General features: G+C 36.7%; 19 protein-coding genes. 9 read left to right on the forward strand and 10 right to left on the reverse strand.

Annotated elements, in window-relative coordinates; all coding sequences use genetic code 11:
- Positions 1–108 precede the first annotated feature (108 nt).
- The 3 genes from istB to MHH51_RS00965 all read right to left on the reverse strand — a co-directional run bounded on the left by istB (position 109) and on the right by MHH51_RS00965 (position 3,119).
- On the reverse strand, positions 109–879 hold the full coding sequence (istB, locus tag MHH51_RS00955) for an IS21-like element helper ATPase IstB (RefSeq protein WP_042533127.1): 771 nt from the start codon (positions 877–879) through the stop codon (positions 109–111).
- Entirely contained in the window at positions 876–2,456 is a 1,581-nt protein-coding gene (gene istA, locus MHH51_RS00960; RefSeq protein ID WP_042533131.1) for an IS21 family transposase, read from the reverse strand. Before istA ends, istB begins: the two co-directional genes overlap by 4 nt.
- A 462-nt stretch (positions 2,457–2,918) precedes the next feature.
- The gene (locus tag MHH51_RS00965) at positions 2,919–3,119 is read right to left on the reverse strand and encodes a hypothetical protein (protein WP_339284015.1); all 201 of its coding nucleotides are present in this window, start codon (positions 3,117–3,119) and stop codon (positions 2,919–2,921) included.
- A gap of 800 nt (positions 3,120–3,919) precedes the next feature.
- On the opposite strand from MHH51_RS00965, the gene MHH51_RS00970 reads away from it, so the two are divergent.
- From MHH51_RS00970 to MHH51_RS00985, 4 genes are read left to right on the forward strand one after another with little or no spacing between them, the layout of a single operon-like run.
- Positions 3,920–4,957 (forward strand): nucleotidyltransferase, encoded by a 1,038-nt coding sequence (locus MHH51_RS00970; protein WP_339284017.1) that lies wholly within the window; start codon positions 3,920–3,922, stop codon positions 4,955–4,957.
- Between the two features lie 59 nt (positions 4,958–5,016).
- Positions 5,017–6,753 carry a ThiF family adenylyltransferase gene (locus tag MHH51_RS00975; RefSeq protein WP_339286225.1) on the forward strand — a complete coding sequence of 579 codons (1,737 nt, stop codon included), beginning with the start codon at positions 5,017–5,019 and terminating at the stop codon, positions 6,751–6,753.
- Complete coding sequence (locus MHH51_RS00980; protein WP_339284019.1) at positions 6,735–7,250, forward strand: Mov34/MPN/PAD-1 family protein; 516 nt, start codon at positions 6,735–6,737, stop codon at positions 7,248–7,250. Before MHH51_RS00975 ends, MHH51_RS00980 begins: the two co-directional genes overlap by 19 nt.
- Positions 7,243–8,346 (forward strand): SAVED domain-containing protein, encoded by a 1,104-nt coding sequence (locus MHH51_RS00985; RefSeq protein WP_058950481.1) that lies wholly within the window; start codon positions 7,243–7,245, stop codon positions 8,344–8,346. The genes MHH51_RS00980 and MHH51_RS00985 overlap by 8 nt, the downstream gene beginning before the upstream one ends.
- Positions 8,347–8,500: 154 nt before the next feature.
- Here MHH51_RS00985 and MHH51_RS00990 read toward each other — a convergent pair whose 3' ends face one another.
- A complete protein-coding gene (locus MHH51_RS00990) occupies positions 8,501–8,905 on the reverse strand; it encodes a tyrosine-type recombinase/integrase (protein ID WP_339284022.1) in 405 nt (134 codons plus the stop codon).
- 208 nt (positions 8,906–9,113) lie between these two features.
- Between MHH51_RS00990 and MHH51_RS00995 the strand changes: the two genes are divergently transcribed.
- Positions 9,114–10,151 (forward strand): serine hydrolase domain-containing protein, encoded by a 1,038-nt coding sequence (locus tag MHH51_RS00995; protein WP_339284024.1) that lies wholly within the window; start codon positions 9,114–9,116, stop codon positions 10,149–10,151.
- Between the two features lie 217 nt (positions 10,152–10,368).
- Positions 10,369–10,881: a type 1 glutamine amidotransferase domain-containing protein gene (locus tag MHH51_RS01000; RefSeq protein ID WP_339284026.1), complete on the forward strand. Its 513-nt coding sequence runs from the start codon at positions 10,369–10,371 to the stop codon at positions 10,879–10,881.
- 56 nt (positions 10,882–10,937) lie between these two features.
- Here the strand turns inward: MHH51_RS01000 and MHH51_RS01005 are convergent, their stop codons facing one another.
- A complete protein-coding gene (locus MHH51_RS01005; RefSeq protein ID WP_147211516.1) occupies positions 10,938–11,315 on the reverse strand; it encodes a helix-turn-helix domain-containing protein in 378 nt (125 codons plus the stop codon).
- 194 nt (positions 11,316–11,509) lie between these two features.
- Between MHH51_RS01005 and MHH51_RS01010 the strand changes: the two genes are divergently transcribed.
- Positions 11,510–12,088: a hypothetical protein gene (locus MHH51_RS01010; protein ID WP_339284028.1), complete on the forward strand. Its 579-nt coding sequence runs from the start codon at positions 11,510–11,512 to the stop codon at positions 12,086–12,088.
- A 135-nt stretch (positions 12,089–12,223) separates the two neighbouring features.
- Here MHH51_RS01010 and MHH51_RS01015 read toward each other — a convergent pair whose 3' ends face one another.
- A complete protein-coding gene (locus MHH51_RS01015) occupies positions 12,224–12,658 on the reverse strand; it encodes an Rrf2 family transcriptional regulator (protein WP_147211514.1) in 435 nt (144 codons plus the stop codon).
- A gap of 199 nt (positions 12,659–12,857) precedes the next feature.
- Between MHH51_RS01015 and MHH51_RS01020 the strand changes: the two genes are divergently transcribed.
- Positions 12,858–13,496, forward strand: coding sequence for an NAD(P)-dependent oxidoreductase (locus MHH51_RS01020; RefSeq protein ID WP_147211513.1), 639 nt, complete (start codon positions 12,858–12,860; stop codon positions 13,494–13,496).
- 68 nt (positions 13,497–13,564) lie between these two features.
- Here the strand turns inward: MHH51_RS01020 and MHH51_RS01025 are convergent, their stop codons facing one another.
- From MHH51_RS01025 to MHH51_RS01035, 3 genes are read right to left on the reverse strand one after another with little or no spacing between them, the layout of a single operon-like run.
- A complete protein-coding gene (locus MHH51_RS01025) occupies positions 13,565–14,416 on the reverse strand; it encodes a PRD domain-containing protein (protein WP_339284030.1) in 852 nt (283 codons plus the stop codon).
- 25 nt (positions 14,417–14,441) lie between these two features.
- On the reverse strand, positions 14,442–15,845 hold the full coding sequence (locus MHH51_RS01030) for a glycoside hydrolase family 1 protein (RefSeq protein WP_156988012.1): 1,404 nt from the start codon (positions 15,843–15,845) through the stop codon (positions 14,442–14,444).
- A gap of 51 nt (positions 15,846–15,896) precedes the next feature.
- Positions 15,897–17,744, reverse strand: a complete 1,848-nt coding sequence (locus MHH51_RS01035; RefSeq protein WP_339284031.1) for a beta-glucoside-specific PTS transporter subunit IIABC — start codon at positions 17,742–17,744, stop codon at positions 15,897–15,899.
- 506 nt (positions 17,745–18,250) lie between these two features.
- Here MHH51_RS01035 and MHH51_RS01040 point away from each other — a divergent pair.
- Entirely contained in the window at positions 18,251–19,459 is a 1,209-nt protein-coding gene (locus tag MHH51_RS01040) for an MFS transporter (RefSeq protein WP_339284033.1), read from the forward strand.
- 232 nt (positions 19,460–19,691) lie between these two features.
- Here MHH51_RS01040 and MHH51_RS01045 read toward each other — a convergent pair whose 3' ends face one another.
- A complete protein-coding gene (locus MHH51_RS01045; RefSeq protein WP_339284034.1) occupies positions 19,692–20,840 on the reverse strand; it encodes an ArgE/DapE family deacylase in 1,149 nt (382 codons plus the stop codon).
- Positions 20,841–20,990: the final 150 nt, after the last annotated feature.

The raw sequence follows: 20,990 nt of genomic DNA on the forward strand, positions 1-20,990 counted from the left end.
ACCTCCTTTTTCTTAGTTTTTAGAGTGTTTTTCTTAGGGATTTACGGGTACCTGGTCTTCAGCGGCAACTTTTGTGAGCGTCAAGTAGAAATGAACACTTTTTGCTAATTAAATTTGGACACTTTCTTCCATGAAAATGGAAGAACGGTGTTTCATTCGATAACTATCATCATCATGAAAATGAATAACTTCAGCTCGATGTAAAATTCTATCTAGGATAGCCGTTGTAATCCCTGGATCACCTAGTAATTCTCCCCATTCATTCGGTCCTTTATTAGAAGTTAATATAATTGAAGCCTTATCATAAAGGTCGTTAATAAGATGGAAAAATAAATTCGCTTCACGTGTATCCATTGCCATAAACATTAAATCATCAATAATCACTAAATGAGAGGAACGAATTCGTTTCATTCTCGTTTGTGATTTTCTGGTAACTTCTTCTGTTTTTAATGTTTGAATCAGCTGCCCCATGGAAATAAAAGAGACTTTATATCCTTTTTGTATAGCTTCTATGCCCAGCCCTGTGGCTAAATGTGTTTTACCTACACCTGGCGGTCCTAAAACGATTAAATTATAGAGTTGATCTAGCCAGTTAAACTCCTTTAATTGATTTACTTGTCTTTTGCTGAGTGATTGCTGCTCATCTAAATGAAACTCGTCCAACGTCTTATAGGAAGGGAATGCAGCCCATTTTAATCGTTTTTCGATTAATTTTTCATCCCTACGTTTTAATTCATATCCAGTCAATTGTTTCAAAAGTACTTGATATGTCCAATCTTCTGACTCTGCTTGTTGAATCAGAGATGGCAAATAATTTGCCGTCTCTGTGAGTCTCAACGATCGAAACTGTTGTTGTATTTCTTCTATTGAATGACTCATACCGTTGCTCCTTTCAATAACTCTATATAAGAATCCAATTCTCTTGTTTTTGGCTTGATTTGAAGCAGCGTATCATCCATACCATGCAATGTTTTGATAGCTTCTATTTGCGGAGGCCTTTGATGAGAATCCGTTTGTCTTTGGATAAACTCTACGACATCTCTAAACTCTGTTGCACTATATATTTTGCGTGCGACACATTCTTCTAAAGCTTGGTTCCTTCGTTCTCTTGCTACTGTTTTTGATACCTTTAAAATAAGAGATAATTGATCTCGTATATAACGAGGATATCTTTGGTGAATTTCCTGAAGGAAATCAGAAGCCATTTCCTTATCATCAAAGTACGTCGATACCGTTTCTATATAGGCAGCTATTCCTTTAGAACGGTCTCTGGTATGTTGAGAATCTTGAATCAATTTCCCTTTCTCTAAACTTAATGTGTGTTTGGCAATGATTGCTCCATTCGATTCTTCACGTATTATTAATTCGTTTTGATCGCTTATTTCAATAAAAACTTCTTTATCTTTTTTATATGTACCAAGTGGTACCGAATACCGATTCGATTGATAGATAATAGTATTGTCCTTACGAACATTTCTTGTTATACTATTATCGATATTTGAAATTGAAATTTTTTTGTTGACTGGTCTTAAGTGTTGTTTTTCTAGGGCAAACACTTCGACTGGTCTTTTTTTTGTTGTATTATGCACTTTTCCGTTTCCCGTTCGAATCAGCCATGCTAAACAGGATTCATTCCATTTATCTATATGGTGAAATACGCGGTTCTTCGCAAAATTCTTCTTCACAAATCCTACGACATTTTCAATCTTCCCTTTACTTTCTGGATCAGCTTTTCTACATACAAAGAGCTTTAATTTTCTTGCTTCCCTGTATGCTTGAAATTCACTGGTAAGGATGAGATCACCTTCATTTTCACTTACTACGATAAGGGAATCTTGATCATAAGCTAACTCATATGGAATTCCTCCAAAATACTGAAAAGCATCTTCGTGAGCTTGAATCATATCTTTTGTTGTAAAAGGACGGGAGAGCCACACAACGTATTTATAACGAGAGTGCGAAAGCACGAAACTAATAAAATATAATTTCTTTTCCTTTCCCTGGGATGTTTTCTGTATCGTCTGACCAAAATCTACTTGGGCTTGCTGCCCCATTGGTGGATCTGGAATAGCTTGATAGACACGCTTCATCTCTGTTTTTGGAATATGATATTTTTCCCGGAGTGCTTTGACATAACCACGAACGGTACTTTCTCCAACACGTAGAGTTGGAAACCTTTCTTTTAACCAATCATGAACTTGAGCACTAGAAAGATCTGGATGTTCTGTTAGCCAAGTATGAATAAGTAATTCGTAGGCATCTAATTTCTTCTTTCTTGTCTGTGTGGAAGCTACCCACTCCGCCATTTCCTGAGGAGACTTTTCAAGGTATTTATATACTGTTGTTCTTGATATACCTAGTTTTCTAGCTATTCTCCGTATTTTAAATCCTTCTTGTTTTAGTTGATAGATTTCCATATACACTTTCCATGTTTCCACCTTTCTTACTCCTCCCATTTCTGTATCGTACAAACATGTATTATACAGTAAATGAAAGATTGCAATAGTTAGTTGGTACCTGACGGAACGGCGAGCATGTAACAGGCTGCCGCCCCTACGGGGCAACAGCCTGTTACATGCCTATCCCCCAAGAAAAGTGTTCATTCTTATCAAGCAATAATGGTCTACTTTAGTTTAGCAGTTACAACTTTCTTTTAGGTAATGTGTCATATAGAAGGAGGCCACTTGTTTAAGATACCTAAAGATACCCCTTTAATATTCACATTAAGAAGGATAGTATACGTTTTGTAAAAATAAGAGATGGAGGGACACACTGGTTGCCCCGCTAGCACATTAAAAGGGGACGGAATCCTGTCCCCGCGTGCATTTATTCAAATAAATCGATCAACAACTCCCAGAACACTTTCACTTTCTCGGAAAAAGGGGCCAGACCCCCGGTTCGTTAGGAGGGTTAGCTATTTATTTTTGTGTTAATTCTTTATAATAAAGGTAATCGACTTTATGCTTTGTAGCCATTAACTGTGAAGCCAAAATTGCCGTATAAACAGTGGTTAGTACAATTGCTCCAACACCAAGACCTAAAAGGTTTATCGTATTAGATGTACTCATTCCGTTATTGCTTGTGCTCATAGCATTATTACTAGTGAGTGCTTCTTCCATTTTATTAACCCCCTAATTTGTTATAGGGGTATTATTTGTAACGGCAGTTAAACTATACTCCAAAAAGTAACTTAGAGAAAGAAAACAGGCAGGTCTTAAAAACTTAAAGTTTGTGAACAAATGTACTTAAACTAACGGGCGCGATTGTGTAATAAAATTGTTCTGGTAACAGGCATTTTTAGTCAGAAAGCCGATAGTGAAATAAGTTGAAAAACGCTCAGATTAATTCTGAGTGTTTTTGTTTGTAATTTATGGTGTTGACTCACTTGCCAATTTACTACGAATAAGTGTGTTAATTGGTGTTTTATTTTGTCTGCGATTTACTTTTCTCTCCTTAAACTGAACCCGTTATTCTAAACTACAGTCTTCTTTCTTTTAAAGTACCTCCTTTTATAAAAACAGAGAATCTGTTAATAGAACTATTTTATAAAATGAACTTCGGGCAGTACAACAATGGACTGTATTAAATCTTTTATAGAAAAAATACTTATTATAACCTTGTCCTACTCCGGCTGGTACTATAACTATTTCTCATTCAAGACAACTTTATCAATATCAACTTTCAAATGGGTCTTTCATATCTCAATTTATCTTTTCGCTTAAACGATCCTGTTAACAATGCTAATAGTATATAGTACAATAGATCTTTAGTATTGACGTATATAAAGCTCGGATGACTAACAAGGAATTGTTTGTTGTAGTAGTGCGTCAATAATATTCTGAAAGTAGTGTATGTTTCCAAACCTTAGGATTAAATAATACTTAAAATAAACTTCAGTTTTTTAAAGGGGAGAAAAGGTATGGTGCTATGTATAAAACAGTTTAATAAATTTCACGACAACATACGTTTGTTAGAAGAGAACGAGGTATTAAAAGAAAAAAGAGATATCATAATTAATACGATTAAAAACAATCTACCCAAGGAAACTTCAAAAAGCTTCACTATATTTACTCAAGGTTCATATGCAATGCATACTGGAATCAAGCCGTTAGACAATGATTATGATATAGATGTGGGACTTTACTTCGATATTTCCAAAGAGGATATTAAACCTGTACAAGCTAAGCAGTGGATCTTGAATGCAGTTGAGGGCCATACAAAAGATGTAAAAATGAAGAACCCCTGTATTACAGTTGCGTATGCTGCGGGATACCACGTAGATATAACAGTCTACGCAGCCGAAAATGCTGATGGAAAAGTTTATTTAGCTAAAGGAAAACCAACAAGCAATGGGGAAGATAAGTGTTGGGAAGAATCCAATCCAAAAGATTTGATAAAGGAAATTCGAGATCATTTATCTGATTCAGAGGATAGAAAACAATTCCGACGCATCATTCGGTACTTGAAGAGATGGAAAGATGAAAAATTAATAAAAGGTAATGGTCGTCCGACAGGAATTGCCTTGACCTCTTGCGCTTATAATTGGTTTGCAGTTGAAAAAGATGTAGATCCATTTAGTGGAGATAGAACATATAAAGACCTTGACGCACTAATCGCCTTGATCCGACAAATGATTAATGGATTTAGTTCAGAAGTTGAGCGCGATGAAAATGGCGAGTTAAACACTTTTTACAGGTTAAAGGTAGAACTTCCGGTTGAACCATACTCAGATTTGTTCGAAAAAATGAGCAATAAACAAATGAACACTTTTAAACAGAAGTTGGAAAGATTGTTAGAAAGTCTTGAGGAAGCAAGAAGCAAAGAAGACCCAACTGACGCTGCGGAAATACTACAAAAGCAGTTTGGAAAAGACTTCCCTGTTTCACCGAGGCCAACAACAGGAAAGCGCGCTACCCAGAAGGCTGTTATTCCAAGCTCTGAATCTGCAAAGAAGTGATGAAATTGACTTTTAATCCTTATAACTTAAAAAGCGAGTTGGAATTACACGAACAAAGTATGATCAAAGAAGTAGTTAAAATAACTAATGTAAACAGCGATGTATACAGAGGGTGTAAATATTTGGCTGAACTAGTCATCATTATGAATGGTGAGCCTGCTACGATCTTTGTCGGATTTAAAGACAATTATCCAGGAAGCCTCCCTCTGTTTTTTGATTTGAATGATTCCTTTGGGAGGATACCGCATAAAGAAAAAGATGGTTTTATTTGTTTTACCAGATCAGAGGCTATTGTTATAGATAAGAGATATCCCGTCTCTCTCTTGCTTAACTGCCTTGAAAATGTAATTGAATTGATTGCAAAGGGAATAAGTGGAGAGAACCACGAAGATTTCCAATTGGAATTTGAAGCCTATTGGTGCCATATCGTTAAAGGGAAAATTTATGGTGCAATTGATACGGATAATTATAACGTTCGAGAAATCAATCTTTGGTGTGAGACATCTGAAAGTAACTTTACGATAGTTGCAAGTGAAAAAAACATTAAGAACACAGAAGTCATTATGAATACATTATTCCATATTGATATATATCAGGAAGAGAAGTTCAGGTGTATTTACATCCCTCTAAAGCACGGTACTTCTATACTCCCACCAGCAGCTGAAGAAGAATGGGATTATTCATTCGTTAAAAATATTTTTTCAAAGCACATAACTAAAAAATCCAAACAAAAATTTCAGAGGATTGTTAGAAGGAAAGGCAACTCCACTAAAAAATTGGAATTTATTATTTTTGGGCTTCCACTCTCAAACGAGAACACAGCGCTATTCGCGTATGTTATGCCTGGAACTGGTATCGACTATCTACATCCTTTGGTTCAAAAGCCCAAAAATGTAAACTTAATTCCCCTTATGGTCGAAAGATGGCATCCAAATTACTTGCTGAATCGAACTGGTGGAAATACAGAAGTGGCAGATAAACACGTAGCTATTGTTGGTGTGGGCTCGGTTGGGAGCGAAATAGCTACAAGATTTGCTAAATCAGGTGTTCAGCATATTACAGTTATAGATAACGACATTTTAGAAATGGACAATGTGTATAGACACGCATTAGGCAATGATAGTGTCTATGCAAGAAACGAAGATAATCAGCTGATAAATGTTCCGAAGGTATTAGCCCTTGAGAAAGAGATAAGAAGAAAATATCCTTTTACTCAAGTGACTTCCTTACCAAAAAGTTTTGTCGAGTTGTGGGAGGAAGGCTCAATAAATTGGAAAGATTACGATCTATTAGTAATAGCAATTGGCTTAGCCAATCAAGAAATGGACATAAATGAAAAAATGCATTCTATGAAGCAACCACCTCCAACAATATATGCTTGGAACGAGCCTTTAGGAATAGGAGGGCATTCTTTAATTACATTGAATAATGAAAAGAAAGGCTGTTATCAATGTCTATTTAAACCAATGGAAGGTAAAACAATCCATAATCGTTCTTCATTTACAAAACCAAATCAAGATTTTTCAAAAGACCTCACTGGATGCGGTTCTATTTATGTACCGTATAGTTTCCTTGATAGTGAAAAAACGGCTATGTTAGTCGTAGAGAATTCACTAAAGTTACTTACTGGGAAACTACAGGATAACCCTCTACTTTCCTGGAAAGGTGACGATAGTCAATTGAAAAGTGAAGGTTTTGCCACTTCACATAGATATTCGTTTGGAGATCAAGAGCTTCAAAACACACAACTACTCTATAAGGATCCAGAATGCCCAGTATGTTCAATGAAAGGGTGAATACTATTAAAGAAGACTACCTGTATTATCTTCCTTGTGGGAAAACGTTGTTAATAAAAAAAAACGTACTTCATAAAATGAATAATTACAGACAAATAAACCGTAAAGATTTAGAAGCCGGTGGTATTTTAATTGGGCGCATTTTAATAGAAAATGAAAATTACGTTATCGATGACGTAACGATTCCTACGCAGTACGATAAAAGAACAAGAAATCGTTTTAAAAGAAATCCAAAAGGTCATCAAGAGTATTATGATGACCTTTTTCGTGAAACTGATGGAAGATGCTTTTATCTAGGCGAGTGGCACACCCATCCAGAAAGACTACCACGTCCGTCATTTATTGATAAACGTAATTGGAAACGCATAAATGAATTGAAGTTTGAGACTGAGGATTTGTTTTTTATTATTTTAGGAACGACGGATCTTAAAGTATGGTCTATTTCTAAGAACGAGGATAAAATTATACTGTTAGATAGGGAGGATAAAAATGGGTAGACGAGAATTAAGTGCTGCTGAAAAATATCATTTATGGGCTATATCAGGTGGTTTGTGTTCCTTCAAAGGGTGTAAAAAGCGCTTAATACGTAATGATAATGGTCGATTGAACAACGTAGGGGAAATAGCGCATATTATCGGATACGCAAAAAATTCAGCTCGACACGAATATATAGAGGAATATGGGCTTCAAAATGACACCGAAAACATAAAAAACCTAACTTTGATGTGTAAAGAACACCATACTGTTATTGATGGGCACTATAGCAAAGTTGATTATCCTCCGAATCTATTGTTTGAATGGAAGGCTGAACACGAAAAGAAAATCGCTTCGTGGATTGGAGAAAAGAAAAAGAGCATTGCTTTAATCCACAAAAGGTTCGGTCCGCCAATAAACAAACTTCATCACTCAGGAGAACCTCCTTATCTTCTATTAGAGGCAGTAGAAGAACAGGAAGAATTTGTGGATTTCACGCGAAATGGCTGGCTTGACGCAAAACAAAGAAATATTAATTTGCAGCATAAGTTTCAAGAGACGATTCAAGAAAATGACGCAGATGTTCTTGAGGTATTTCCAATGTCACCTATACCTCTGTTAATTCATCTGGGCTTCCTTCTCTCAGATACAGTTCCGCTCAGTATTTATCAATGGAACCGAGAAGAAGAAAACTGGGTTCAAGATTCGCCGCAGCATATAGAGTCTTCTTATCCAAATGTGAGACAAGAGGGAGATATACAGGGAAATGATGAGTTAGCAATTATGGTGGGTGTTAGTGGTCAAGTTCACATTAGAGATGTGGAAAAAACCTTAAATCAGCCGGTAGACATCTTATCATTTCACGTAAAAGATCCAAATGTTAAAAGTATCCTATATAGAGATGGTGTAAAATTTATACAAGCAATGGTTAAGGAAAAGACTGAACAGCTACTCGGTAAATATGACTATCAAAAGCTTCATCTTTTTTGCGCAGTTCCAGCTGGATTAGCCATAGAAATTGGACGTGGAATAAATACAAATATTTGGGGAGAAGTATGTTTATATGAATATAAGCGAATGAATAATCCCCGATACCACTACGCAATTTCGTTGCCATAGGTAGTAATAAAACTATATTGTAAATTGCACAGTGGTTCACATAGAATTACCCCGTTTTAATTATTTTTTCAAAACGGGTTCTTTCAATTAAATGTAAAATGTGGTTTGTGGGTGCTTTTGAACAAATTGTATTCCACAAGCTATAGCAGCTTTCTTATAGCCTGTCAATTGCCATAAGAAGCTGCTTGATATCTTTATGCGTATAAACTTTATCAGTGATATCTTTAGCTGCGTGACCCATGATCCGTTTGATTGATAGTTTATTTGCATCAGCATTATCCATAAGGGTTGCGAAGGTATGTCTGCAATCGTGTGGTCTATGATTTAATTCTAGTTGCTGCATAATCTTCTTAAACTTCTCGTGATAATAAACATAATAACTCAACTTACTTCCCTCGAAGTTTGTAATCAGATATTCATTATTAGGATCCATACGATTTTCAATTAATTTATGAATTTTTTTATGAATTGGTATGACCCTATTCGTCCCAGCTTCCGTTTTGAAGCCACCCCGAAAATATCTTTCATCTAATTGAACACTTTCATTTTTTACTTCCACAAGTTCCCCCTAAAGTGTACACGATTTTTGATTTATTAACAGATTATTGCCAAAATAATTGTGTTATGATACACTCACAATAATTATACAGGTGATATAAGTGAGATAACTTATGTTGGTGTCCTTAATGGTTAAAAACAGTAATGTTGCGCAGTGCCTCCAATCATATTGGGGGCACTTTCTTTATTTTTAAAGGAGAGTGGATAAAATGCTATTAAAAAATGAATGCGCAAGCTTGTTTGAAGATGTACATACTCATGTAAAAGAAAGTGCTAAAAAGCTGGGTTCCAGTGGTGGTGCTCTATTTATTATCCATAACGAAAAAATTGTAACAGAGTCTTATTTTGGTAAACAATCGAGTACGAAACATGCTCGGGATGTTAAAGCAGACACGCAATTTCATATTGCATCTGTAAGAAAGACTTATATTGGATTTGCAGCTGCTTATGCGATATATCATGGCTATTTTTCCATTGATGACTCGATTCAAAAATTTGTTGAAGATTCCCATGTATCCCCATCCCCGTCCCCATATGAGGGTGTAACCATTCGTCATTTATTAACCCATACACATGGACTTAAAATAGAGGATGGTAAATTAGTAAGTGAATATAAACCTGGTTCATCATGGGCATACAGAGGTCCAAGTATCGAATTGCTGGCAACGATTATCAAAAAAACAACAGGGAAATCCGTAGCTGATATTGTAAAAGAGCAGGTGATTAATCCGGCCGGCTTCCAATCGACAGAATGGATTAAGATGAGCCAGCCTCATTCAAAAATTTCTGATACTATTCGAGATACTGATAACGTCTTTTGGACGGAGACGGATATGGTAGATGGTTCCGGAATGAATATGTATGTGTCTGCAAAAGAGCTGGCCTTATGGGGATACCTTCATTTAAAAGAAGGGAAATGGGGAGGAAAACAAATTATTCCTAAAGAAATTATTCAAATGGCAACATCCATTCAGACTCCGAATACCAATCTTCCTATTCATAAGAATGGATTTTTATGGTTTATAAAAGACACGAACCATCCTTTTAACCAAATAGGTGATAGTGTTCCTAAAGGTTCTTATCAATTACTTGGTTATACAAATGTAACGCTGCTCGTCATTCCTGAGGAAAATGTAGTTGCAGTAAGAATGTTCAACCGTTATGGTTCGTCGGAAGGATACGATTATCTCAACGATGTGAGGGCTTTTGGAGACACTGTTTATGAATGTTCTATAAAGACAAAGTAATAATCGTATACATAATCAAGTGGCCAAACCGCCGTATGATTTGGTTACTATCTTTCTTGATAGTTGATATTGAAAGGGAAAGGTATAATAATCCTTGAAACTAGCTGTATAGCATCAATAGTTACCTATAAGTAACCTGCGCTCCCAAAAGTGCGTTCTTCACAGGCCCGGGAATATTTGATACCATAAATATAAACTAATGAAGGAGGAATATGAAATGGCAAAACACATTGCAGCAATTGTTACAGATATGGTAGAAGAGATAGAATTAACAGGTCCTGTAAAAGCTTATAAGGATGCAGGTCATACAGTAGACGTCATTAGTGATGAAGCAGGTAAGATAATTAAAGGTAAAAATGGAGAGGAATTAAAAGCTGATAAAGGAATTGAAGAAGTAAGTGCTAGCGACTATGATGCGTTATTAGTTCCTGGCGGATTTTCTCCCGACTTACTTCGTATTAACCCGAAAAACGGTGACTTCGCAAGAGCATTTATGGAAGCTGATAAGCCCGTATTTGCAATTTGTCACGGTCCTCAGTTTTTAGTGGAAACGGATTTATTAAAAGGCAGGGAATTAACAAGCTTTGTTTCTGTCAGAAAAGACTTAAAAAATGCAGGAGCAAGTGTAAAAGATGAAGAAGTTGTTGTTGACAAGAATTTGGTTACAAGCCGTACTCCTGACGATTTGCCAGCCTTTAACAGAGAGGCACTAAAGCTATTAAATAATTAATTTAAAAATAACGGTCAGATCGAGAATCTGGCCGTTATGTTATTTTTCAATTAATTCTAACTGATAAGCCCTTCATTTTTTAGTTGCTCAATCCGCATTTTCCCCCAGTCATACATCATCTCAATGATAGGTAATAATGTATACCCCAGTTCTGTCATGGAATACTCTACCCTAGGCGGGCTCTCTGGATAAACTTTGCGGCTAATCACACCGTCCTCCATTAATTCTTTTAATTGATTGGAAAGCGTCTTATGAGAAATATTTTTAAAAAGCCGTTGCATGTCATTAAAACGATGAGGTCCCTCGACTCCCAAGTGCCATAAAATAACTACCTTCCATTTACCGCTGAAGATAGAAAGTGTCATTTCCTTCTCACAATGGTAATCCCCATTCTGCAATTTTACTTGTATTTCTTCTCGTAATGTATTGCACACAAGTGTCAACTCCTCTCCCTTATCAATTTAATACTTTTAGGATAATCCTGAATCAATTCAACGTTTTTGTCCAGTAATATGATTTTGAAGCTAAGTATACCGAAATTCATTTTCTGTTGTATTTATTATTGGTCACGAATCGCTGAAGAAAGAATACAATAATCAGAACCAATATGAGCGAGGATGGCTTACATATGAACAACCATTGGAAAGAAATACTTGGTAATTCTCTCTCAACAATTGGCACAATACAAGCAGCTATTGGCAGTACACCACAATTTCATTTAAATCAAAATCAAAGCTATCAATGGAGATTGATAGGAAATGTACTACAGGCATTGGGAAGCGCCTTATCAGCTGATGGGCAGGGTGGGCCTTCTCTGGAAAGACTTGGAGATAATATTCAAGCTATCGGTAATTCAACGGTTATTACCGGACTGCTGCTTTATGGCACATCTGATACAGAAACAGAACAAAAAATAATTATTTCAGGAAATTGGATTCAGGCATTAGGAAGCTTTACCGCACTTACAGATGAATTTTTTGATAATACAGAGGAGGGCAGAGCAGAGAATATCATTGGGAATTTGTTACAAGGTATTGGAAATGCTCTGCAGGCCTTAAGCGGTGTTCAAGTGCTGTATGGAAACAGCATAAATCAAGGACAGCTTGGAGTGGCGGGAAGCTGGATACAAACTGCCGGCTCGGTAATAACTCTGATTGGTGAATTTTTAGAGGAATCTGAGGAAATCCGTTTAGGTATAAGTGAATAAAAATAATGAGGTGTGGACATGAACGGAAGCATCTTGTTGAGCTGCGGATGCCTTTATATTGTGCAGAGAATTGTTTATTCCCTAGGGCTCTAGCCAATAGTAAATAAAAAACGACATTCAAGCAGCGAATGCCGTCTAACTTATATTTTCTTTTTTGATAATATCATCTACAACATTTTCAACCGATACATTTCCGAGAGACTTCTCCAATGCTTTTTGAGCAGCTTCAAACACTGGTACAATAGCTGCTTGAATATTCCTTCCCACGGGGCAATCGGGATTTGGATTGTCATGCACGGAAAATAACTCTTTTTCCTGTACAACATTTACTGCCTTATAAACATCAAACAATGTTATATCGGATAAATTCTTTGCAAGTTCAGCTCCTGCAATCCCAGGCTGGACTTTTACTAATCCTGCTCCTTTAAGCATCCCTATAATCTTCCTGATTACAGCTGGATTTGTATTGACACTTCCTGCTAAAAACTCAGAAGTGCTTGTGCCATTTTTATTTATCTCAATGAGAGCTAATATATGAATACCTACAGAAAACCGACTGCTAATGGACATGTTCCTCACCTTTCATATTATAAATCGATGTATTCCAATCATACACCTGTAACCAATATTATTACAAGCGTATTCCTATTTTAATAGCCGTGAATAAGGGGCATAGTATTAAAATATTGACAAAAATTCTAGTTGTAACTATGATAGTTACATGTAATTAGCATAGTTACAAATGATATTTCTTAAAGGAGATAATAAAATGAAGATTGCTATTATTGGAGCAAGTGGTAAAGCAGGAAATTTTATTTTAAAAGAAGCGGTAAGTCGTGGACATGAAGTGACTGCCATCGTAAGAAATGCTTCAAAGCTTGAAGAGAAAAATGTTGCAGTTATAGAGAAAAGTATATTTGATCTAACATCTGAGGATTTGAAGGAGTTTGAAGCAGTTGTTAACGCCTTTGGTGCACCTCTTGGTGAAGAACAGGCTCATGTTGATGCTGGACATGCATTCATTGATGCATTAAAAGGAACGAATGCCAGAGCAATTATTGTAGGTGGAGCTGGAAGCCTTTATGTCGATGAAGACCAGACAGTTACGTTGGTGGAAACTCCTGATTTTCCAGATGCATTTGTCCCGACTGCTAAAGGACAGGGACGAAACTTACAGGAATTACAAAAGACTTCTGATATTACGTGGACATTTATCAGCCCTTCTGCAGTATTTGATGCGGAAGGAAAAAGAACCGGCTCTTATCAAACTGGAAAAGATAATCTTCTAGTTAATTCAAAAGGTGACAGCTACATCAGCTATGCAGACTATGCTATTGCGGTATTAGACGAAATTGAAAATTCAAAGCATATAAATGAGCGCTTTACAGTTGTCGGCGAAGCGGAATAAGTATTTGCGAATTTATAAAAATAACCTCAAAGGCTAAGGCACCTTTGAGGTTATTTTTATAACAGCAGTTATGATTTACCCGGTTCATCTCTTAATATCCGGTTTATATGGATAATTAAATAAATTTTTTCCTGCCGGCTTAAATCAATACTATATTTTTGTTTTATAAAATGCGTAATGCTTTCAATAATCTTATTCTCCAGCTGCATCGATTGACTTAATTGGTCAAACAGTATGTCTGTATCTGTGTCTTTGAAAATTTGATTTTTTATGATTCTTTCAGCAAAAAACTTTAGATGTGTAATAAATCTTGTGTAGGAAAGACTTGCTTTATCGAAATTGGCACTGGATTTTCTTTGAACAATTGCTTCAATATGATCAATTAATCTGGTGATTTGCGTTTCTTCACTATAGGATTCTGAATTTAAACGTGCATTGACAAAATGCATCCCAATGGCAGAGGCTTCACTTTCAGGAAGCTTAATTTCCATTGTTTGATTAATCAGGTTTACTGCGAATTTACCAATTGAATATTCCTTTGGATAATATTTCACAATCTCGACATAGTTAAATTTCTCTCCAAGGTTTCCTTCATGAAATCGGCGGACAACAAAAGAGATATGATCGGACAGCGACAGGTATAAGTAATCCATTACTTCCATATCGTATTCTTTTGTTGCAAATTCAATGATTTCTTTCACAAGATTAAAATACGTATCATCCAGCTCACTTGCAAGCTGTATAAAGTTCTTCAAAATCGTTTTGTCTTTTAGGATAAATGTTTTCTCTATTTCAGAATCTTGGATGTTGCAGCCAATTGATTTCTTATATCCGATTCCCTTGCCCATTAAAATGTATTCATTTCCAGAATCATTGATTGCCAATACTAAGGAATTGTTCATCACTTTTACGATCTGCATGGCCACGTTCCTATTCCTTTGCTGATTAATTTAATCCATTATTTTTAATAACATCCTGATACCAGTAAAAACTATCCTTCTTAATTCGGCGTAATTCTTTGAGATCAAAATCTTCTCTGTCTATATAAACCAGACCATAGCGTTTCATAAAGCCTTGGCGGGAGCTTAGCAGGTCCATAACAGACCATGGGCAATACCCAAACAGCTCGACACCATCTGAAATGGCATCATTACAAGCAGCAATATGATCTCTCAGGTAGTCAATACGGTAGTCATCATGTATTTTACCATCTTCTGTTAACTGATCGCCAGTTCCTAAGCCATTTTCGGTGATAATCATTGGCAAACGGTACTTTTCATAGTAGTCGTTGAGTAGTAGTCTTAGTCCTGTCGGATCTACTTGAATTCCGTAATCTGTTACTTCGAGATTCGGGTTTTTCTCAATTTTAAAGTATCCATATAAGTCGAAATCAATATCATTTACTTTCGTTCCGAATGGATGAGCTTCATCTGCAGGAAGATAGCTGGCTACTAAAGTACGGTAATAGTTTACGGCAATATAATCCGGCTTCGAAGCTTTTAAAATTTCTTCATCCTCTGGTTTTGTTTCCGGATAAATATCACATTTCTTAAGATATTCTTTATAGTATCCCGGATACTCACCGAAACAATACATTTCCAGGGCATAATTTGTTTTAAAATTATCATTCATTCTGGCTGCCCATACATCTTCAGGACGATTCGAGCTTGGATATGTCATCGTAGAAGATACTGCCGGTCCAATTTGTACGTCTGGAAGCATTTCACGACAAGCATTAGTAGCGAGTGCATGTGCTAAAAACATATGATAATCCATTTGTGCTCTTACTTTTTCAGCCTGTTCACTTGGCACATCGTACATATTCATGCGGATATCAACACGAATCATAAGATTTTGTTCATTGTGCACCTGCCAATGCTTTACACGATCGCCGAAAGCTTCGAAGCAGGTTTTAGCAAACTTTTCAAAAGCGAAAGCACAATCACGGCTTTCCCAGCCATTGTACTTTTCAACAAGGGCAAATGGGAGGTCAAAATGATACAGCGTTACAAATGGAATAATATCATTCTCTAATAAGAAATCAATCACGTTATTATAGAAATCTATCCCCTTTTGATTCACTTCTCCGTCTCCATCTGGAATAATTCTCGCCCAGGAAATAGAGAAGCGGTAAGCTTTTAACCCAAGTTCCTTCATTAAAAGAATATCTTCTTTATAGTTATGGTAGAAATCACTGGCAACTCTGGTATCTGCTTGTACATCTGATTTTTGGAAAGCATTATAATCAGCTACCGTTTTACCTTTGCCATCCTCGTTCCATGCTCCTTCAACCTGAAAGGCGGAGGAGGAAGCTCCCCACCAGAAATCTTTGCTGAAATAGTTTGTCATTATCATCACTCCTATATATTTTTTAATAATTATTTATCAAGCAGTTCTATCCTAATTGCTTTCTACAATGGAAACACCTTGAAACTGCGAAGAATTGGTGACAACCATCGGGGTGGTGAGATCATATCCTTTTGCTTCTATTTCTTCTATATTAAATGAGACAATTTTCGTTCCTTTACTTATCTCATCACCAGCGTTTACATGGGCTTCAAAACCTTCACCATTTAATTCGACGGTATTAAAGCCTATATGAATTAATAATTCAGCACCATTTTCGAGCTGTAGCCCGATCGCGTGTAATGTTGGGTAGAGAACGGATACCTTACAGTCGGCTGGCGCTACTACCTCACCTGCAATCGGGTAAACCGCTGCTCCTTCTCCTAATGCGCCTGATGCGAAAACTTCATCCTTTACTTCAGACAATGGAATCAGCTTTCCTTGGACTGGTGAAGGAATAGTTACTTCTGTATCTGTTACTGTATTTGGAGTATCCTCATTGCTCTCATCAAAACCTTCATCTGTTGCATCCTCCTCTTCAGGAATATCTTTAAAACCAAATAACATCGTCATAGCTGCAGCTCCAAAGAAGGCAATCGCAATACCAATAATATAACATAGGAACGCTTTTGTACCTGCTTCAATATAGACGGGAATGGTTAAAAATCCCTGGTTGGCAAAGGCTGTACCATAGGATCCGCCCCAGCCCATCAGACCGCCGCCTATCGCTCCGCTGATAACCGCATAAATCATCGGCTTTTTCAAACGGAGGTTAACGCCGTAAATGGCGGGCTCGGTAATTCCGAAAAGGGCTGTTACGGTTGCTGTTGCAGATAACGTTTTTAATTTCTTATTTTTTGTTTTCAAAAAGACTCCCGCAGCAGCTCCCGCCTGTGAAAAGTTAGCAGCTCCTGCAAATGCCAATAGATTCTGCTGACCAGTTTGTGCTACATCATTAATTCCAATTGGCAGGATTGCTTTGTGAGCACCAAATATAACAAGAACACACCAGATTCCGCCAATAAAAGCACCTAATAATGTTGGGCTGATATCCATAATGATATAGTACAGCCAGTTTATGAAGTTACCTAAGTGAATTCCGATAGGACCGAAAATAATTAAGGTTGCTGGTACCATTACTAATAGAGTAAAAGTTGGCACCATAATAATTTTTAAAACTTCTGGTGTAATACGTTCGAAAAAGCGTTGTACATACGCCATGATAAATACTGCAATAATGATTGGGATAACTGTTGATGTGTAATTTGCTAATGTTACAGGAAGACCCAAAAAGGTAACAGCTGCATCTCCAGTCATTATTTCAACCAGATCAGGGTAACATAGAGTTGCTGCCAGCACCATTGCAATTAATTCATTTGCCTTAAATACCTTCGCCGCTACATAACCAATCATAATTGGGAAGAAGTAAAATAAAGCATTGGAAGTCGCATCCAGTATCTGATACGTATTATATTCTTTAATATCCACATTCCAGTAATAAGCGGCAATCATAACTGCAAGAGCCAGAATTCCTTTCAGCATTCCGGATGCAGCAATGGCCGGGATAATCGGAATAAATATGGATGTAAATGTATTTAAAATCCGGCTTCCGATAGACCCTTTACTCTCTTCTTTCTTTTCTTTCGTTTTGTTTAAATCACCTAAAAGAAGTTGAATTTGGTCATGTACTTCAGCCACTTTATTTCCAATAACAACCTGATACTGTCCGCTATTCTCTACGACCGAGATAACCTCGTCCATCTTTTCTAAATTTGCCTTGTTTGCTTTTTTTGTGTCGTATAAAGTAAAACGCAAACGTGTATAGCAGTGGGTTAATCCGGAAACATTTTCTTTTCCGCCCACATTGTTTAAAATGTCCTGCGCCACCTGTTGATAGTTCATGTCTTTTTCTCCCTCGCTATAAATTAATCCACTGGCCAACGGATAAAATGTAAAGAACACATATTGACACAAAAAAAGACCAAACGTACACATTTAACCTCATGGAAAAAAAGCATAGTTTTCCCCATGATTATTAAAGTGTACATTTGATCTTGCCTGCATTATCAGTAACACGTCAAATGTATTCCGGTATTTTGCTTTGCACATATGTTAACACGCTTTCTTTTTTGATGCAAGCGTTTTTTAAATCTTTTTTCTGTGAAGAAATAAGAAATAAATGACACTTGTGCAAATTTTAATCTTAGGATATGATACTGCATTAGAACTTTGAAAATGGAGATTGTACTGAAAAATCTTTGTTTTAAAGCGGCTGAAAAAGCAGGAAAACTACTGGTAATCCAATAAAAAACACGAGAAAAGGGGACCGGATATGCTCAGTGAACCTTGAATTTTCTCAACATTTATTTGGAAATATTTTACTGCAAAAAGAAGGAGTAATGAAAAAGATGAGTAATACACAGAAAAAGCAGGCATCATTGATTTTATGGATTGTTGTATGCTTCTGGTTCGCCCAATATGTTTACATTCCCTATCAAACTACGTATCTAATTTTGGCGAACATTTCCAGTAACCTGGTAGGAGCTATTATTGGTGCATACGGCATTTCCCAGCTTATGCTCCGGCTTCCCGCAGGTATTTTGGCAGATCTTAGCAGCAATCACAAGCTGTTTATCCTATTTGGTTCTTTATTTGCGGGCGGTGCCTCTTTAAGCAGGATTTTGCTGCCAGATGGTATCGGTTTTTTCCTCGGTAATATTTTATCCGGAACAGCAAGTGCGACCTGGATTTCTTTTATGATTCTCTATATGAGCTTTTTCTCCCAAAATGATCAGATACGGGCAACCAGCAGGATTATTATGGCTAATAATGCCGGTATGCTGCTTGGCTTTGTAACCAGTACGCTCCTCTATGATAAAGTCGGCATGATGATGATTTGTGCTTTTAGCTTAGCGGCAGGACTTATAGGCTTTGTACTCGCTTTCTTTCTTCGATCAACCAAACCATCTAATTACATGAATAAGGTTTCCTTCAAGGAATTAATCAAGGTGACAGCAAATAAAAATTTAGTTCTTTTTTCCTGTTTGGCATTAGTGCAGCAGGGTGTGCAAATGTCTACCACGATGTCTTTTACAAATCAGATTGTCCAGGAGCTTGGCGGTTCTAATCTGGTCATCGGTGTATCGTCTATTATTTATATGCTTTCAGCTGTCGTTTTTGCCAGGTTAGCTTCCACTAAATTCCTGGAAATGATGTCTATTAAGCTATGGATTTGTTTTAGCTTTCTTTTCCTCGGCATTTACTGTGTATTAGTTCCCCAGACAGATTCAATCGTGATGGTTTGCCTCCTGCAGCTAATACCTGGTATAGGTACAGGGGTTTTGTTCTCACTGCTGACCTCCAGTGCCATGCAAACAATTCCTGAACAAAAGCGTTCTACAGCAATGGGCTTCTTTCAAGCAGTCTACGCGCTGGGTATGACTGTTTTTCCAATAATTAGCGGGAGTATTTATGAGCATTTATCCATGAAATATGCCTTTATTTTTTTAGCGGGAACGTGTTTCCTGGCAGGTACGGTTTCTTTTGTTCACTTTAGAAGGCAAGAAAAAAGTGGAAGGGGAGTAGATAAAAAAAGTGAGGTGTATCATCAAATTTAAGTGGCAGGGTAAACGATTAAGTACTTAGAATAGTTAATAAAATAAAAGTCTCACTACTTTTTTGTTAATGTTTGAGCAAGTAGTGAGACTACATTATTTTGGTTCTTTATACTAAAGGTTTATTCAAGTCCAATTTTGGTATTGCAATCCCGCGGCGTTGCTAACTTAAACTTTGTTTCTTGGACAAGTGAGGGACGAAAGAAACGAAACCTTCACTGATTGAGGTTTCACTTTATTTCGATAATCCTAAAATTAATTCTTTGTAGATATCAAAGAATGCAAAGTAGTAATCTTTGTAAACATATTCATCTGTTTTATGCGCCATTTTCGTTTCACCTGGTCCAAACATCATGAACGGGAAGTTATCATCTTTCCCCCGTAATAAATTTGATGCATCTGTCACCCCGGGTGAACCTTTAACTGAGATTTCTAAACCTAGATGTTTTTTACCAATCTCTTTAGCAAGGTTAACCATCTTAGAATGCTTTGAAGAGAAAACGCTAGGTAATGACATGGTTACTTCAACATCAATATGAGCGCCTTCTTTATTGAATTTATCAGCTGTTTTGTTGAATAAATCAATCACTTCATCGTTATCAAATTCCGGAATAGTACGCACATTTAATTCAGCTGCTGCCTTATCTGGAACGGAGTTTACTTGGTTTCCGGCATTAAAAATAGTTGTACTCATAACCAATTTGCCCAGGACCTCATTTTTACGGTCATCGCCATTCAATTTCTCGTCTAACTCTAATAGATATTTCATCAATGGATTAATCGCATTATAGCCTTGTTCAGGCATAGAACTGTGTGCTGCTTCACCAATAGATGTTATGTGCAAGTTAAGCGATCCTTTGTGAGAGTAAATAATTGTGTCATGAGAAGGTTCGGCTACCCATAGATAATTTACATCATCCATATAGCCTTCTTCGTATAATTTTTTAGAACCCGCACCGCCGACTTCTTCTCCAGTGGTTGCCATAAAACGGACAGTTCCATTCTTTAGTTTATTATTTTCTTTGAGTTCAATCATCACTAAAACAAGGTTTACTAAACCTGCTTTCATATCATCCGTTCCACGGCCGTATAATTTTCCGTCTCTTTCTATCAATGTGAACGGATCTGAAGTCCACTCGTTCTCATCACCGGGAGAAACGACATCCATATGACCGGAAACACCAATGACCGGACTTCCGCTGCCAATGTCAGCGACTAAGTTAACACGAGAGTCTGTTACTGGCACAATTTTAGATTCAATACCATATTCAGCGAATAAATCCTTTATGTAATTTGCTACTTCAATTTCATTTTCATTAACAGATTTAATTGCTATAATGTCAGATAAAATCTTTATCTTTTCATCCTCAGTAAAATGTTTCATGCTGCAACCCTCCCAAATTTCATTGTCTATTTTCAGTGAGAATATAACTATATATTCCCTAAAATGCTTTCGTATAAACGGGATGGGTTTAGAACAAGTGTGACCGAGAAGAAACAGATACTTTGTTGAAAGTAATAGGAAGGTAAGCCT

It is taken from the genome of Oceanobacillus sp. FSL K6-3682 (assembly GCF_037976165.1).
Taxonomy (GTDB): Bacteria; Bacillota; Bacilli; order Bacillales; family Amphibacillaceae; genus Oceanobacillus; species Oceanobacillus sojae.